We start from the raw sequence: 14,860 nt of genomic DNA on the forward strand, positions 1-14,860 counted from the left end.
CGGACATGACTCACCCTGAAACACGCGCGACGAATCCTGAAGTTTCGATCGTCATCCCCGTGTACAACGAGGAAGCGGGGCTCGCTGCGCTCTTCGCGCGGCTCTACCCGGCGCTCGACGCGCTCGGCACGCCGTACGAAGTGATCCTCGTCAACGACGGCAGCCGCGACCGCTCGGCCGCCCTCCTCGCCGACCAGTTCCGCGTGCGTCCGGACACGACGCGCGTCGTGCTCCTGAACGGCAACTACGGCCAGCACATGGCGATCCTCGCGGGCTTCGAGCAGTCGCGCGGCGAGATCGTCATCACGCTCGACGCCGACCTGCAGAACCCGCCCGAGGAAATCGGCAAGCTGATCGCGAAGATGCGCGAAGGCTACGACTACGTCGGCTCGATCCGGCTGCAACGTCAGGACAGCCTGTTCCGCCGCAAGGCGTCGGCCGCGATGAACCGGCTGCGCGAGCGCATCACGCGCATCAAGATGACCGATCAGGGCTGCATGCTGCGCGCCTACAGCCGCCACATCATCGACACGATCAACCGCTGCGGCGAGGTGAACACGTTCATCCCCGCGCTCGCGTACACGTTCGCGCAGAACCCGACCGAAATCGAGGTCGCGCACGAAGAGCGCTTCGCGGGCGAATCGAAATACTCGCTGTACAGCCTGATTCGCCTGAACTTCGATCTCGTCACGGGCTTCTCGGTCGTGCCGCTGCAATGGCTGTCGTTCATCGGCGTGATCCTCTCGCTCGGCTCGGCCGCGCTCTTCGTGCTGCTCGTCGTGCGGCGCTTCATCGTCGGCGCGGAAGTGCAAGGCGTGTTCACCCTCTTCGCGATCACGTTCTTCCTGCTCGGCGTGATCATCTTCGCGCTCGGCCTGCTCGGCGAGTACATCGGACGCATCTATCAGCAGGTCCGCGCGCGGCCGCGCTACCTGATCCACACCGTGCTCGAGGCGCGCGACGGCAAGCCCGGCGTCACGCTCGCCGCCGAGCGCCGCGAGGCCGCGCGATGAAGCCGCGCGCCGTCGTCTTCGCGTATCACAACGTCGGCGTGCGCTGCCTGCAGGTGCTGCTCGCGCGCGGCGTCGACGTCGCGCTCGTCGTCACGCACGAAGACAGCCCGACCGAGAACATCTGGTTCGGCAGCGTCGCGGCGGTCGCGGCCGAGCACGGCATCGCGGTCATCACGCCCGCCGATCCGGCGGGCGCCGACGTGCGCGCGGCGGTCGCGAGCACGAAGCCCGATTTCATCTTCTCGTTCTATTACCGGCACATGCTGCCCGCCGACCTCCTCGCGCTCGCCGCGCGCGGCGCTTACAACATGCACGGGTCGCTGCTGCCGAAGTACCGCGGCCGCGTGCCGACGAACTGGGCGGTGCTCAACGGCGAGACCGAAACCGGCGCGACGCTGCACGAGATGGCCGCGAAGCCTGACGCGGGCGCGATCGTCGGCCAGACCGCGGTGCCGATCCTGCCCGACGACACCGCCGCGCAGGTATTCGACAAGGTCACGGTCGCCGCGGAGCAGACGCTCTGGCGCGTGCTGCCCGCGCTGCTCGCGGGCGAGGCGCCGCACCTGCCGAACGATCTGTCGCAGGGCAGCTACTACGGCGGGCGCAAGCCCGAGGACGGGCGCATCGACTGGTCGCAGCCGGCCGCGACCGTATACAACCTGATCCGCGCAGTCGCGCCGCCGTATCCTGGCGCGTTCACCGACCTCGACGGCGCGCGCTTCGTGATCGCGCGCGCGCGGCTCGCCGCGCCCGGCTCGGCGGCCGCGCGCGCGGCCGCCGATTTGCCGCCGGGCCTGCACGTAAGCGATAATGCGCTGTTCGGCGTTTGCGGCGACAGCCGCGCCGTCTCCATTCTCGAACTGCGCCGGCAGCGCGACGGCGGCGAAGCCGTCGTTTCCCCGGCGGAATTCGCGCAGTTCATTCATTCTTCCCGTCATTCATGAAAGCTAAAAAAGTCCTGATCCTGGGTGTGAACGGCTTCATCGGCCATCACCTGTCCAAGCGCATTCTTGAAACCACCGATTGGGAAGTGTTCGGCATGGACATGCAGACCGATCGGCTGGGCGACCTCGTCAAGCACGAGCGGATGCATTTCTTCGAGGGCGACATCACGATCAACAAGGAGTGGGTCGAGTATCACGTGAAGAAGTGCGACGTGATCCTGCCGCTCGTCGCGATCGCGACGCCCGCCACCTACGTCAAGCAGCCGCTGCGCGTGTTCGAGCTCGACTTCGAGGCGAACCTGCCGATCGTGCGTTCGGCCGTCAAGTACGGCAAGCACCTCGTGTTCCCGTCGACGTCCGAGGTGTACGGCATGTGCGCGGACGAGCAGTTCGATCCGGACGCGTCCGCCCTCACCTACGGCCCGATCAACAAGCCGCGCTGGATCTACGCGTGCTCGAAGCAACTGATGGACCGCGTGATCTGGGGCTACGGGATGGAGGGCCTGAATTTCACGCTGTTCCGCCCGTTCAACTGGATCGGCCCGGGCCTCGACTCGATCTACACGCCGAAGGAAGGCAGCTCGCGCGTCGTCACGCAGTTCCTCGGCCACATCGTGCGCGGCGAGAACATCAGCCTCGTCGACGGCGGCTCGCAGAAGCGCGCGTTCACGTACGTCGACGACGGCATCAGCGCGCTGATGAAGATCATCGAGAATCCGAACGGCGTCGCGACAGGCAAGATCTACAACATCGGAAATCCGGACAATAACTTCTCGGTGCGCGAACTCGCGAACAAGATGCTCGAGCTCGCGGCGGAATTCCCCGAATACGCCGATTCGGCCAAGCGCGTGCAGCTCGTCGAGACGACGTCGGGCGCGTACTACGGCAACGGCTACCAGGACGTGCAGAACCGCGTGCCGAAGATCGAGAACACGATGCAGGAGCTCGGCTGGGCGCCGCAGTTCACGTTCGACGACGCGCTGCGCCAGATCTTCGAGGCGTACCGCGGCCACGTCGCCGACGCACGCGCGCTCGTCGAGCAGCAAGGCTGAAGAGGGGCGCCGCCACTTGGCCCGCATCGTCCTCAAGATCGACGTCGACACGCTGCGCGGCACGCGCGAAGGCGTGCCGAACCTCGCGCGCATCTTCGATCGCTTCGCCGCGCGCGCGACCTTCCTCTTCAGCCTCGGCCCGGACCACACCGGCTGGGCGATGCGCCGCGTGCTGCGGCCGGGGTTCCTGAAGAAGGTGTCGCGCACGTCGGTCGTCGAGCATTACGGCGTCAGGCAGTTGCTGTACGGCGTGCTGCTGCCCGGCCCCGACATCGGCCGCCGCGCGAGAGCCGACATGCGCGCGATCCACGAAGCCGGCTTCGAATGCGGGATCCACACCTGGGATCACGTGTACTGGCAGGACAACGTCCGCCAGCGTTCGCGCGACTGGACCGTGCGCGAGATGAACAAGAGCCGCGAGCGCTTCGTCGAGATCTTCGGCGCGCCGCCCGTCACGCACGGCGCGGCCGGCTGGCAGATGAACGACGCCGCATTCGAGCAGATCGACGCGTGGGGGATGCGCTACGCGTCGGACGGCCGCGGCCATTCGCCGTATCTGCCCGTCGTCGCGGGCAGGACGCTCGCGCACGTGCAGATGCCGACGACGTTGCCGACGCTCGACGAGATCCTCGGCATCGACGGCATCGACACGCGCAACGTCGCCGCGCATCTGCTTGAGCACACCGAGCGCAATCCGCACGATCAGGTATTCACGCTGCACGCGGAGCTCGAAGGCCAGAAGCTCGCGCCCGTGTTCGAGCAACTGCTCGCGGGCTGGCGCGCGCAAGGCCACACGTTCGCGACGATGGGCGACTATTACGCGACGCTGGACCGCGCCGCGCTGCCATCGTACCCTGTCGCGTGGGGCGAGATCCCCGGCCGCTCCGGCGAACTGATCGTCCAGCCCGACTGAACGAACGCCGTCGCCGGCTTTCGCCTCACATCCCGCATCGCCACGCGCGGCCCGCCGTCCGCGCTCGTTCATAACAACAGGAGAAACACGTGTCTGTCGAAGTCGACCGTCAAGTTCCCGATTTCACCGCGCCTGCCACGAGCGGCGAGTTTTCGCTGTCGGGCGTCAGGGGCAAGAAACTCGTGCTGTATTTCTATCCGAAGGACAACACGCCCGGCTGCACGACCGAGGGCCTGCAGTTCCGCGATCTGTATCCGAAGTTCAAGAAGGCCGGCGCGGAAATCGCCGGCGTGTCGCGCGACAGCCTGCGCTCGCACGAGAACTTCAAGGCGAAGCTCGAATTGCCGTTCCCGTTGATTTCGGACCCCGATGAAACGCTCTGTGCGCTGTTCGGTGTCATGAAACTGAAGAAAATGTATGGCAAGGAAGTGCGCGGAATCGAGCGCTCGACGTTCGTGATCGACGGCGAAGGCGTGCTGCGCCACGCATGGCGCGGCGTGAAGGTGCCGGGCCACGTCGACGACGTGCTGAGCGCTGTACAAGCGCTTTGAGGCGCGTTATATTGGGCCGCAATGAATGCCTGTCCGACCCATTTTTCTCGTAGCTGCGCCGGTGGTCCCAACGATGCGCCCACGCGTCTGACGCGCAGCACGACGGTTAAAGCCGAGCCGCTTGCCCCTGTTCGGGGGAGCGGCTTTTTTTATGGTTTCCGGGCCAGCCATTGCGCGCCGGCCGTCCAACGCGTCAAGGAGACGATCGAAATCTAGGCGAACCGGCGATTCGAACCCCATGTGCGCCACTGCGCGCAAACTGCACGCACGACGCGTCGCAGGATGCGAACGGCGGCGCATGCCTGCGACACGATTCCTCCCGAGGGACACCATGCCTTTGCCTACTCCCCCCAGCAAGCTCGGCAGCCTTCTGCCGCCCGACGAATACAAGGCGAAAGCGCGGCCCGCGAAAGCCGCGAAGCAATCCGCCTCCGGGGGCCCCGCTCACGCTGCCGCGGCCGATTACAGCCCGGCGAGCGTAGCCGAACCGATGGTCGTTGCCGCGAACACCACCTCGCCGCTGCGCGCGGTCGCGCCCACCGAAGCGAGCGCCGCCGCGCCGCGCGCGCGCAAGACGAAGCAGACGGCCGCGCTGCTGCAACCGGTGCCGGCCGCGCCCGCGTCGCCCGCCGCCCCCGTCGCGCGCTCGTCGAAGACTGATGCGGTGAAGCCCGCGGCGGCCGCGCCCGCCACGCCGCGCGCGGCCGCGAAAACGCGCGGCGGCAAGAGCGCCGAAATCGAGATGCAAAAGCTCTTCGTGCTCGACACGAACGTGCTGATGCACGATCCGAGCAGCCTGTTCCGCTTCGAGGAGCACGACGTCTATCTGCCGATGATGACGCTCGAGGAACTCGACGATCACAAGAAGGGGATGTCGGAAGTCGCGCGCAACGCGCGTCAGGTGAGCCGCACGCTCGACTCGCTCGTCGCCGATGCGGGCCCGATCTCGGCCGGCATTCCGCTCGCGCGCCTCGGCAGCCGCGAGGCGCTCGGGCGCCTGTACTTCCAGACGACGCTCACGAGCATCGAGCCCGTCGAGGGCCTGCCGCAGGGCAAGGCCGACAACCAGATCCTGAGCGTCGTGCGCGCGCTGCAGCGCGAGCGGCCCGACCGGCAGGTCGTGCTGGTGTCGAAAGACATCAACATGCGGATCAAGGCGCACGCGCTCGGCCTGCCCGCCGAGGATTACTTCAACGACCAGGTCCTCGAGGACAAGGATCTGCTCTACTCCGGCGTGCGCGAACTGCCGCAGGACTTCTGGACGAAGCATGCGAAGGGCATGGAGAGCTGGCAGGACACGAAGACGGGCACGACGTATTACCGCGTGACGGGCCCGCTCGTCGCGTCGATGCTCGTCAACGAGTTCGTCTATCTCGAGCCGCAGAACGGCGAGCCCGCGTTCCACGCGATCGTGCGCGAGCTGAACGGCAAGACGGCGCTGTTGCAGACGCTGCGTGACTACAGCCACCACAAGAACAACGTGTGGGGCATCACCGCGCGCAACCGCGAGCAAAACTTCGCGCTGAACCTGCTGATGAACCCCGAGATCGACTTCGTCACGCTGCTCGGTCAGGCCGGCACCGGCAAGACGCTCGTCGCGCTCGCGGCGGGCCTGGCGCAGGTGCTCGACGACAAGCGCTACAACGAGATCATCGTCACGCGCGCGACCGTGCCCGTCGGCGAGGACATCGGCTTTCTGCCCGGCACCGAGGAAGAGAAGATGCAGCCGTGGATGGGCGCGTTCGACGATAACCTCGAAGTGCTGCAGAAGACCGACGACGCGGCCGGCGAATGGGGCCGCGCGGCGACGCAGGAGCTGATCCGCTCGCGCCTGAAGGTCAAGAGCATGAACTTCATGCGCGGCCGCACGTTCGTCGACAAGTACGTGATCATCGACGAGGCGCAGAACCTCACGCCGAAGCAGATGAAGACGCTCGTCACGCGCGCGGGCCCCGGCACGAAGATCATCTGCCTCGGCAACATCGCGCAGATCGACACGCCGTACCTGACGGAAGGCAGCTCGGGCCTCACGTACGTCGTCGACCGCTTCAAGGGCTGGGGGCACAGCGGCCACGTGACGCTCGCGCGCGGCGAGCGCTCGCGGCTTGCCGACTACGCGTCCGACATCCTGTAACGATGCGCCGGCGGCCGCGGCGAGCGGCTTCCGGCCTGAAGCGGCGCCTGATTCGTCAGGCGCCGCTTTTTCATTTCAGGGTCGAATCAGCGACGAGCAAAACGTCCTTCCTGCACAACATTTACGCGCGAAACTTCAAGTCATTTCTCAAGAATTCTTGCGGAAGCCCCGCCGGACACACTACTATCGCGATTAACCGTTGTCATACGATTGGCGAGCGCAGCGCGTTCGCCCGCCTCTCATGCTGCGTCTTTCGCTGTCCGTTCTCGTGATCTCGCTGCTCGCCGCCTGCTCGAGTGCGCCGCAGAAGTCGGCGCGCTCGTCGTCGGGCATGGCGATCACCACGCCGCGCGCGTATACGCCGCCGCGCGGCTTCCCGAATTTCGTCGACCATAGCGTCGGCCGCGAGGAAATCTCGATCCAGGCGATGAGCCTCGTCGGCGTGCCGTACCGCTGGGGCGGCAACACGCCGGACAGCGGCTTCGATTGCAGCGGGCTCGTGCGCTATGTCGTCGATCGCGCGGCGAGCGTCACCCTGCCCCGCACGACGGCCGACATGAGCTCGGCCGGCGAATCGATCGAGCCCGATGGCATCGCGCCGGGCGATCTGATCTTCTTCAATACGTCGGGGCGGCCGCATTCGCACGTCGGCATCTATGTCGGCAAGCTGCGCTTCGTGAACGCGCCGTCCACGGGCGGCACGGTGCGGCTCGACTATCTGACGAATCCGTATTGGGCGAAGCGCTTCGACGGGATCCGGCGCGTCGCGGCGCCGAAGGCGAAGCCGGCGCCGTTCGACGCGCCGACCTATCAGGCGAGCCGGCAGCCGGAACCCGTGCCGCGCGTGAGCCCCGCGGCGACCTACGCGGCGGCCAATGCGCCGACGACGCCCGCCGTGCCGAATGTGCCGCCTGTCGCCACCACCGCCGCCGCCGACCCGTACGAGCCGCCGCCGTCCGCGATGTCCGCCGCGCGGCGGCACGGCGAGCGTTGCCGGCGCGTCGCCGGCCGATCCGATCGACGCCGCCGCGGACGCATTCGAGCCGCCCCCGCCCGCCGCGAGCGCGGCAGCCCGCCAGGCGCAGCTCGCCGCGCCCGGCAACGTGCAAATCCTGCGCGCGTCGACAGCAAGCGGCGCGGCGCGCGCCGCCGCAACCGGCACGAACGACGACCCGATCGCCCGCTTCGCGAACGGCAGCTACTGACAAACCGGACGAACCGCGCGAACGCACGCGGTGCGGGCTGCTCGACGCGTCGTCCCGACCCACCCGGCAAAAGCGGGACGCACACCCAAACGCGAACGACCATCCGAGCGCCGGAAAACGCCGGCGCTGAAAAGACGATGCGCCGCAGCCTGTCGGCATGCGGCGCATCGTTGTTTTCTACGCGGCGAAACGCGGCGTCGTGCCGCGCGACCGGCGCGCTCAGCGCATCAGAACACGCGGTGCCCGATCCACCAGCCGGCCGCCGCGATCAGCGCCGATGCGGGAATCGTCAGCACCCACGCCCACACGATGTTGCCCGCGACACCCCAGCGCACGGCCGACAGCTTGCGCGTCGCGCCGACGCCGACGATCGCGCCCGTGATCGTGTGCGTCGTCGACACCGGAATGCCCATCCACGACGCGATGAACAGCGTAAGCGCGCCGCCCGTCTCCGCGCAGAAACCGCCAACGGGCTTGAGCTTCGTGATCTTCTGGCCCATCGTGCGCACGATCCGCCAGCCGCCGAACAGCGTGCCGAGGCCCATCGACAGATAGCACGCGCCGATCACCCAGATGGGCGGCGCGTCGGACGCGGCCGATGCGTAGCCCGACGCGATCAGCAGCATCCAGATGATGCCGATCGTCTTCTGCGCGTCGTTGCCGCCGTGGCCGAGGCTGTAGAGGCTGGCCGACAGCAGTTGCAGCCGCCTGAAACGCCGGTCGACCTTGCTCGGCGCGGTCCGGAAATACAGCCACGACACGCCGAGCATGAACAGCGAGCCGAGGATGAAGCCGAGCAGCGGCGAGATGAAGATGAACGCGACGGTCTTCATCAGCCCGTCGACGTTGAGCGACCCCCAGCCCGACTTCGACACCGCGGCGCCGACGAGCCCGCCGATCAGCGCATGCGACGAGCTCGACGGAATCCCGTAGTACCACGTAATGATGTTCCAGCCGATCGCGCCGAACAGCGCGCCGAATACGACATAGTGATCGACGATGCTCGCGTCGATCGTCCCTTTGCCGACGGTCTGCGCGACCTTCAGGTGGAAGATGAAATATGCGATGACGTTGAATGCCGCCGCGAACACGACGGCCTGCTGGGGCTTCAGCACCCCGGTCGACACGACGGTCGCGATCGAGTTCGCGGCGTCGTGAAAGCCATTCATGAAATCGAACACCAGCGCGACGAGCACGAGCGCCGCGACGGCCCACAAGGCGAGTTGTATCGAATGCATCGTGATCCGCTCAGGCGTTTTCCAGCACGATGCCTTCGATGATGTTCGCGACATCCTCGCACTTGTCGGTGATCTGCTCGAGCAGCTCGTAGATCGCCTTCAGCTTGATGAGCGTCTTCACGTCGTCTTCCTCGCGGAAGAGCTTCGACATCGCCGCGCGCAGCACGCGGTCCGCCTCCGACTCCCAGCGGTCAATCTCTTCGCACGCCTTCAGGATCTGGCCCGACTGCTTCATGTCCGACAGCAGCGCGACGGCCGCCTGCACGTGCTGCGCCGACTGCGTGACGATGTGCGCGAGCTGGCTCGCCTCGGACGTCACCGACCGCACGTCGTACAGCGACACGGCGGTTGCCACGTCCTCCATCAGATCGAGGATGTCGTCCATCGTCGTGATCAGCTTGTGGATCTCGTCGCGGTCGAGCGGCGTGATGAACGTCTTGTGCAGCAGATCGATCGCTTCGTGCGTCAGCTTGTCGGCGGCTTTCTCGGCCGATTGCACGTTCTGCTTGTGAATCTCGGCGTCCGCGAGATTGTCGATCAGAAGTTCGAGCTCGCGTCCGCCAGAGACGATGTAATTCGCGTGCGCATTGAAGATTTCAAAGAACTTGCCCTCGGTGGGCATGAATCGACCGAACATGGGATTCCTGAAAGATGGTCAAACGGCGGTCACAAAAACCGGCGACATTGTACTGTTTTACACTTGGCCGCCAAGCGCCCGATCGCAACGACGGCGACGAGATACAACGTTTTGCGAAATAGGGGTTTACATCCGGCGTTACTCGCCGTAGAAGTTTTGCACCCCTGCAAAATTGTCGAACTTCGTGTATTGCCCCAGGAACGTGAGGCGAACGGGGCCGATCGGGCCGTTACGCTGCTTGCCGATGATGATCTCGGCAGTGCCCTTGTCGGGGCTGTCCGGGTTATACACTTCGTCGCGGTAGATGAACAGAATCACGTCCGCATCCTGCTCGATTGCGCCTGATTCCCGCAGATCCGACATCACCGGCCGCTTGTTCGGCCGCTGCTCGAGGCCGCGATTGAGCTGCGACAGCGCGATCACCGGCACGTCGAGCTCCTTCGCGAGGCTCTTCAGCGAGCGCGAGATTTCCGAAATCTCGGTCGCGCGGTTCTCGCCCTGCGACGAGCCCGTCATCAGTTGCAGGTAATCGACGATGATGAGTCCGAGCTTGCCGCACTGGCGCGCGAGACGCCGCGCGCGCGAGCGCAGCTCCATCGGGTTCAGGCCGCCCGTCTCGTCGATGAAGAGCTGCGCCTCGCTCATTTTCTGCACCGCGTGCGTGAGCTTCGGCCAATCCTCGTCGGTCAGGCGCCCGGTGCGCATTCTGTGCTGGTCGAGCCGGCCGACCGAGCCGAGCATCCGCATCACGAGCTGCGTGCCCGGCATTTCCATCGAGAACACCGCGACGGGCAATCCGTACTCGACGGCGACGTATTCGCCGATGTTCATCGAAAACGCCGTCTTGCCCATCGACGGGCGGCCCGCGACGATGATCAGCTCGCCGCCGTGCATGCCGGAGGTCATCCGGTCGAGATCGACGAAGCCCGTCGGCGTGCCCGTCACGTCGCTCGGATTCGCGGTGTGGTAAAGGGTGTCGATCCGCTCGACGACCTGCGTGAGGAGCGGCCCGATCTCGAGGAAGCCCTGCGTGCCGCGCGCGCCGTCCTCGGCGATCGAGAACACCTTCGATTCGGCCTCGTCGAGCAGTTGGCGGACTTCCTTGCCCTGCGGATTGAACGCATCGGCCGAGATTTCGTCGGCGACCGACACGAGCCGGCGCAGCACCGCGCGATCGCGGACGATCTCCGCATAGCGGCGGATGTTCGCCGCGCTCGGCGTGTTCTGCGCGAGCGCGTTCAGATACGCGAGCCCGCCCACGTCCTCGGCCTTGCCGGACGTCGTGAGCGCCTCATAGACGGTGACGACGTCGGCGGGGCGCGTCGCCGCGATGAGCCGGCCGATGTGCTCGAAGATGATGCGATGGTCGTACCGGTAGAAATCGCTCTGCGACAGGAAGTCGGCGATCCGGTCCCAGGCGCCGTTGTCGAGCAACAGGCCGCCGAGCACGGACTGCTCGGCCTCGATCGAGTGCGGCGGGACTTTCAGCGATTCGATTTGGGGGTCTTTCGGCGCGTTCATGGCTTCGGATTATCGCGAAATGGGCGCGGCTTCGCCACCCGGCGTCGGCAACGCCGAGAAACGAAAAAAGGCAGGAACCGGTTGCCCGGGCCCCTGCCCTTCATGTCGGGCGGCGTGGGCCGCCCGCAAAGACTGCATGTCGCTTACGCGTGGTCGCCGATCACGTTGATCGTGACGTCGACGACGACGTCGGTGTGCAGCGCGACCTGCACGCCGTGCTCGCCGATCATCTTCAGCGGGCCTTCCGGCATGCGCACTTGCGCCTTCTCGACTTCGTAGCCCGCCTTCTTCAGCAGTTCCGCGACGTCGCCGTTCGTGACCGAGCCGAACAGACGGCCGTCGACGCCCGACTTCTGCGTGATTTCGAACGTCTGGCCCGTCAGCTTCTCGCCGACTGCCTGCGAAGCTGCCAGCTTTTCAGCGGCGACCTTCTCGAGCTCGGCGCGGCGCACTTCGAATTCAGCGATCGCGTCCTTCGTCGCGCGGCGTGCCTTGCGGTTCGGGATCAGGAAGTTGCGGGCGTAACCGTCCTTGACCTTGACGATATCGCCGAGATTGCCCAGATTGGCGACTTTTTCCAACAGAATGATTTGCATTCGAATTCTCCTTATTGCGTCGCCTGATTACGCCTTGTGCTGATCGGTGTACGGCAGCAGCGCGAGGAAACGCGCGCGCTTGATCGCCGTATCGAGCTGGCGCTGATAGTGGGCCTTCGTGCCCGTCAGACGCGCCGGCGTGATCTTGCCGTTCTCGCCGATGAAGTCCTTCAGCGTTTCCGTATCCTTGTAGTCGATCTGCTCGACGCCGGCTGCCGTGAAGCGGCAGAACTTCTTGCGCTTGAAGAGCGGGTTTTGTTGCTGACGACGCTTGTCGAATTTCTTACCAGTGGGGCGGGCCATGTTCAGTCCTTTCCAATGTCCTGCAATGCTGTGATGTGAAACACCAGGGTTCTCGCGTTGCGGTGCTTTTTCGCCAGGAAACCGGTGAAGAGCGTCTCGACGCCCATCTCGCATGCTTCCAGCTTGCCGCTCGCCTCGCCTGCCGCCACGGCCGGGATCGTCAATTCGACCTGCCGGGCGATGCCTGCTTCGACGACTTCCGTGCGATGCTGCAACGTGGCGCTTGCGATCGGAACGCCGGCGGGGGTGTACCGCACCGGTTCACGCTCGACGACGCTCGCCGTCAATTGCAGCCTGTTCACGGAGGCGACGCGCTCCTTCCCTGATGGCTTGGTGCGTTAAGCCTGCGCTTCGGTCGGCTGAGCTGCAGCCGCCTTCTTGGCTTCTTCGCGCTGAACTTCCTTCATCATCGGCGACGGGCCGGTTTCGGCCTTCTTCATCTTGACGATGAGGTGGCGCAGCACGGCGTCGTTGAACTTGAACGCGTGTTCGAGTTCGTCGAGCGTCGCCTGGTCGCACTCGATGTTCATGCAGACGTAGTGAGCCTTCGCGAGTTTCTCGATCATGTAGGCCAGTTGGCGGCGGCCCCAGTCTTCGACGCGGTGGATCTGGCCACCGTGCGACGTGATCGTGGACTTGTAGCGCTCGATCATCGCGGGCACTTGCTCGCTCTGATCGGGGTGCACGATGAAGACGATTTCGTAATGACGCATTACACACTCCTTATGGATAGAAGCCACCCGGGCGTCTGAACCGGTGTGGCAAGTGAGAAGCCGGAAAGTTTAACCCGGATATGGGTCGCGCGCAAGGCTGATCAGCGTTTCGCCGCGTGTTTCGGCCGTGTTTTCAACGACTTGGGGACTTCGCGGGCGGCGCCGGGCGGCACGCTCATTCGCTGGGCGCGTGCAACGGTCGCTGGCCCGTTCGGTTCCGGGCCGGCTTGGCTTGGCTGGGCTGGGCTGAGCCATGACGGGGTCGCATCCCGCCCCTCGGATCATTGGCTCCGCGGCGCCGCGACGCGCGCGATCAACGCCGCCCTGAACGCCGCGAGCGCGGACGGCTCCGCGTCCGTCACCGCCCACCACGTCATGCCCGCCGCGTCCCAGCGGTCGAGCGCATAGCCCTGCGACACGGTCGCGTAACGCGCCGCGCCGCGCTCGCCCGCCGGCTGCACGTAGACGTCGATCACATGCTGCCGGTAGCGATAGACGAGCACCGCGACGCGCCGCTGCCCGACATAATCGAGCCGGCCGCCCGCGAGCGCGAAGCCGCTCGCACTCAGGTCGACGACGGGCGGCGCGTAGTCGAGGCGCCCGTTGAACCACGGCTTGACCGTGTGGCGATCGCTCGAAACCACGTCGATGTCGCGCGACGACAGGCCGGCCCGCACGTGGCTCGCGACGATTTCGTCGACGACGCGCTCCGTCGCCGCGCGGCGCGCATCGAGCACGAGGCCCGCCGCCGAGGCAAACGCGATCGCCAGCGCGACGCCCCAGCCGAGGCCAGGCAGCGCCGCGGCGCGCGGCCGCGGCCCGCCGGCCATCTGCCCAGCGCCCTGCCCGGCGGGCCTGTCGTGCGAACCCGGCCGCGCGAACCAGCGCCTCGCCCGCGACGCAGGCGGGCCGTCACCGCCCGGCGCCGACGCATCGGCAGCCGGGATCTCGGCGGTCCGTCCTTCCCGCCCGCCGCTGTCCGACATGACCGGGGCCGGCGTCTCGGCGACCGACGCATCCGCCACCGGCACCTCCGCCACCGGCACCTCCGTCCCCGCCAATTGCGCGACGACGCGCTCGCGCAGCGCATGCGGCGCGAGATGATATTGCGCCCGCCGCACCGCCCGGCCGAGCGCGACGAGCCGCTCCCGCTCGGCACGGCACGCGCCGCAACCGTCGACGTGCCGCTCGATCCGCCACGCGTCGGGGGCGGAAAGCTCGCGGTCGACGTCCGCGCCGAGCAGCGCACGCGCTTCGTTACAGTCCATCGATGGCCTCCGATGCGGTTCCGGCCGGCGGCGCGCCGCGCTCGCCCTCCGCCGCGCGATCGTCCGAACGCGCCGGCGCGCGAGCCGCACGCGACGCCGGCGTCGTCACGTCGCGCGCTCCGCCGAGCAACGCGGCAAGCCGCCGCCGCGCCCGCGCGAGCCGCGACATCACGGTGCCGACGGGCACGTCGGCGATCGCAGCGATCTCGCGATAGCTCAAGTCTTCCATTTCACGCAGCACGAGCACCTCGCGGTACTCGGGCGGCAGCTTCGCGAGCGCGGCGTTCACGCGTTGCACGTCCTCGCTGCGCATCAGCAGCGCGAGCGGATCTTCTGCCGCCGGATGCCAATCGTCCGGCGAATCGGCGGCGTCGAGCGCGTCGGTCGCGGCCACCTCGTGCGCGCTCACCCGCCGCCGCCATTCGGTGTACCACGTGTGGCGCACGATCGTCAGCAGCCACGGCCGCGCGTTGTCGCCGCGGCACGAATCGAGAAAGCGGAACGCGCGCATGCACGCGTCCTGCACGACGTCCTCCGCGTCGCTCGCATTGCCGCACAGCCAGCGCGCGAGGTTGTATGCGGCATCCAGATGCGGCAGCGCGAGCGTGCGAAAACGCTCGCCGCGCGCCGCCGCGTCGGCCGCCGCGCGCCTGCCGCCCGCCCCATCCTTGCTGTCCTCGTCGCCCGCGTCACGTTCGTCGACCATCCGGCCGAATTGACCCACGTCGCCTCCCGGGGATGCGCGGCCGCCCGCCGGCCGCTCGCGTCCGGC

17 protein-coding genes and 1 pseudogene are annotated in these 14,860 nt (G+C 66.8%); 7 read left to right on the forward strand and 11 right to left on the reverse strand.

All coding sequences use genetic code 11. From position 1 onward, the window contains the following. The first annotated feature begins 5 nt into the window (after positions 1-5). From WS92_RS21215 to WS92_RS21235, 5 genes are all read left to right on the forward strand, one after another. Entirely contained in the window at positions 6-1,013 is a 1,008-nt protein-coding gene (locus WS92_RS21215; protein WP_009890744.1) for a glycosyltransferase, read from the forward strand. Beyond that, positions 1,010-1,957 (forward strand): formyltransferase, encoded by a 948-nt coding sequence (locus WS92_RS21220; RefSeq protein ID WP_059934651.1) that lies wholly within the window; start codon positions 1,010-1,012, stop codon positions 1,955-1,957. The genes WS92_RS21215 and WS92_RS21220 overlap by 4 nt, the downstream gene beginning before the upstream one ends. Beyond that, entirely contained in the window at positions 1,954-3,009 is a 1,056-nt protein-coding gene (locus tag WS92_RS21225) for a bifunctional UDP-4-keto-pentose/UDP-xylose synthase (RefSeq protein WP_006026212.1), read from the forward strand. The genes WS92_RS21220 and WS92_RS21225 overlap by 4 nt, the downstream gene beginning before the upstream one ends. 16 nt (positions 3,010-3,025) lie before the next feature. Next, positions 3,026-3,922 carry a polysaccharide deacetylase family protein gene (locus WS92_RS21230; protein ID WP_015601280.1) on the forward strand — a complete coding sequence of 299 codons (897 nt, stop codon included), beginning with the start codon at positions 3,026-3,028 and terminating at the stop codon, positions 3,920-3,922. 89 nt (positions 3,923-4,011) lie between these two features. Further along, positions 4,012-4,473, forward strand: coding sequence for a peroxiredoxin (locus WS92_RS21235; RefSeq protein ID WP_006026210.1), 462 nt, complete (start codon positions 4,012-4,014; stop codon positions 4,471-4,473). A gap of 193 nt (positions 4,474-4,666) precedes the next feature. On the opposite strand, the gene WS92_RS32855 is transcribed toward WS92_RS21235, so the two are convergent. Then, entirely contained in the window at positions 4,667-4,921 is a 255-nt protein-coding gene (locus WS92_RS32855; RefSeq protein WP_006026209.1) for a hypothetical protein, read from the reverse strand. On the opposite strand from WS92_RS32855, the gene WS92_RS21240 reads away from it, so the two are divergent. Together WS92_RS21240 and WS92_RS21245 are read left to right on the forward strand one after the other, a co-directional pair. Further along, positions 4,805-6,607, forward strand: a complete 1,803-nt coding sequence (locus tag WS92_RS21240; protein ID WP_082744096.1) for a PhoH family protein — start codon at positions 4,805-4,807, stop codon at positions 6,605-6,607. The two genes, WS92_RS32855 and WS92_RS21240, sit on opposite strands and share 117 nt — an antisense overlap. Before the next feature lie 241 nt (positions 6,608-6,848). After that, positions 6,849-7,812: pseudogene (locus tag WS92_RS21245) on the forward strand (NlpC/P60 family protein). Between the two features lie 227 nt (positions 7,813-8,039). On the opposite strand, the gene WS92_RS21250 reads toward WS92_RS21245, so the two are convergent. From WS92_RS21250 to WS92_RS21290, 10 genes are all read right to left on the reverse strand, one after another. Continuing rightward, positions 8,040-9,050, reverse strand: a complete 1,011-nt coding sequence (locus WS92_RS21250; protein WP_015601220.1) for an inorganic phosphate transporter — start codon at positions 9,048-9,050, stop codon at positions 8,040-8,042. 10 nt (positions 9,051-9,060) lie between these two features. Further along, positions 9,061-9,687 carry a DUF47 domain-containing protein gene (locus WS92_RS21255; protein ID WP_004193838.1) on the reverse strand — a complete coding sequence of 209 codons (627 nt, stop codon included), beginning with the start codon at positions 9,685-9,687 and terminating at the stop codon, positions 9,061-9,063. A 138-nt stretch (positions 9,688-9,825) separates the two neighbouring features. Next, positions 9,826-11,208: a replicative DNA helicase gene (locus tag WS92_RS21260; RefSeq protein WP_006026205.1), complete on the reverse strand. Its 1,383-nt coding sequence runs from the start codon at positions 11,206-11,208 to the stop codon at positions 9,826-9,828. A gap of 9 nt (positions 11,209-11,217) precedes the next feature. Beyond that, positions 11,218-11,346 (reverse strand): DNA helicase, encoded by a 129-nt coding sequence (locus WS92_RS36760; protein WP_075644811.1) that lies wholly within the window; start codon positions 11,344-11,346, stop codon positions 11,218-11,220. A 5-nt stretch (positions 11,347-11,351) separates the two neighbouring features. Continuing rightward, positions 11,352-11,804: a 50S ribosomal protein L9 gene (gene rplI / locus WS92_RS21265; protein ID WP_015601438.1), complete on the reverse strand. Its 453-nt coding sequence runs from the start codon at positions 11,802-11,804 to the stop codon at positions 11,352-11,354. A gap of 27 nt (positions 11,805-11,831) precedes the next feature. Then, positions 11,832-12,107, reverse strand: a complete 276-nt coding sequence (rpsR, locus tag WS92_RS21270; protein ID WP_004193360.1) for a 30S ribosomal protein S18 — start codon at positions 12,105-12,107, stop codon at positions 11,832-11,834. A 2-nt stretch (positions 12,108-12,109) separates the two neighbouring features. Then, positions 12,110-12,409 (reverse strand): primosomal replication protein N, encoded by a 300-nt coding sequence (priB, locus tag WS92_RS21275; protein WP_006026203.1) that lies wholly within the window; start codon positions 12,407-12,409, stop codon positions 12,110-12,112. Positions 12,410-12,445: 36 nt separating this feature from the next. Beyond that, positions 12,446-12,820, reverse strand: coding sequence for a 30S ribosomal protein S6 (gene rpsF / locus WS92_RS21280; protein ID WP_006026202.1), 375 nt, complete (start codon positions 12,818-12,820; stop codon positions 12,446-12,448). Between the two features lie 281 nt (positions 12,821-13,101). Then, positions 13,102-14,088 (reverse strand): zf-HC2 domain-containing protein, encoded by a 987-nt coding sequence (locus tag WS92_RS21285; RefSeq protein WP_059934649.1) that lies wholly within the window; start codon positions 14,086-14,088, stop codon positions 13,102-13,104. Next, positions 14,078-14,794, reverse strand: coding sequence for an RNA polymerase sigma factor (locus tag WS92_RS21290; RefSeq protein WP_059934648.1), 717 nt, complete (start codon positions 14,792-14,794; stop codon positions 14,078-14,080). Before WS92_RS21290 ends, WS92_RS21285 begins: the two co-directional genes overlap by 11 nt. Positions 14,795-14,860 lie beyond the last annotated feature (66 nt).

Source organism: Burkholderia sp. MSMB1588 (genome assembly GCF_001546925.1).
GTDB lineage: Bacteria > Pseudomonadota > Gammaproteobacteria > Burkholderiales > Burkholderiaceae > Burkholderia > Burkholderia humptydooensis.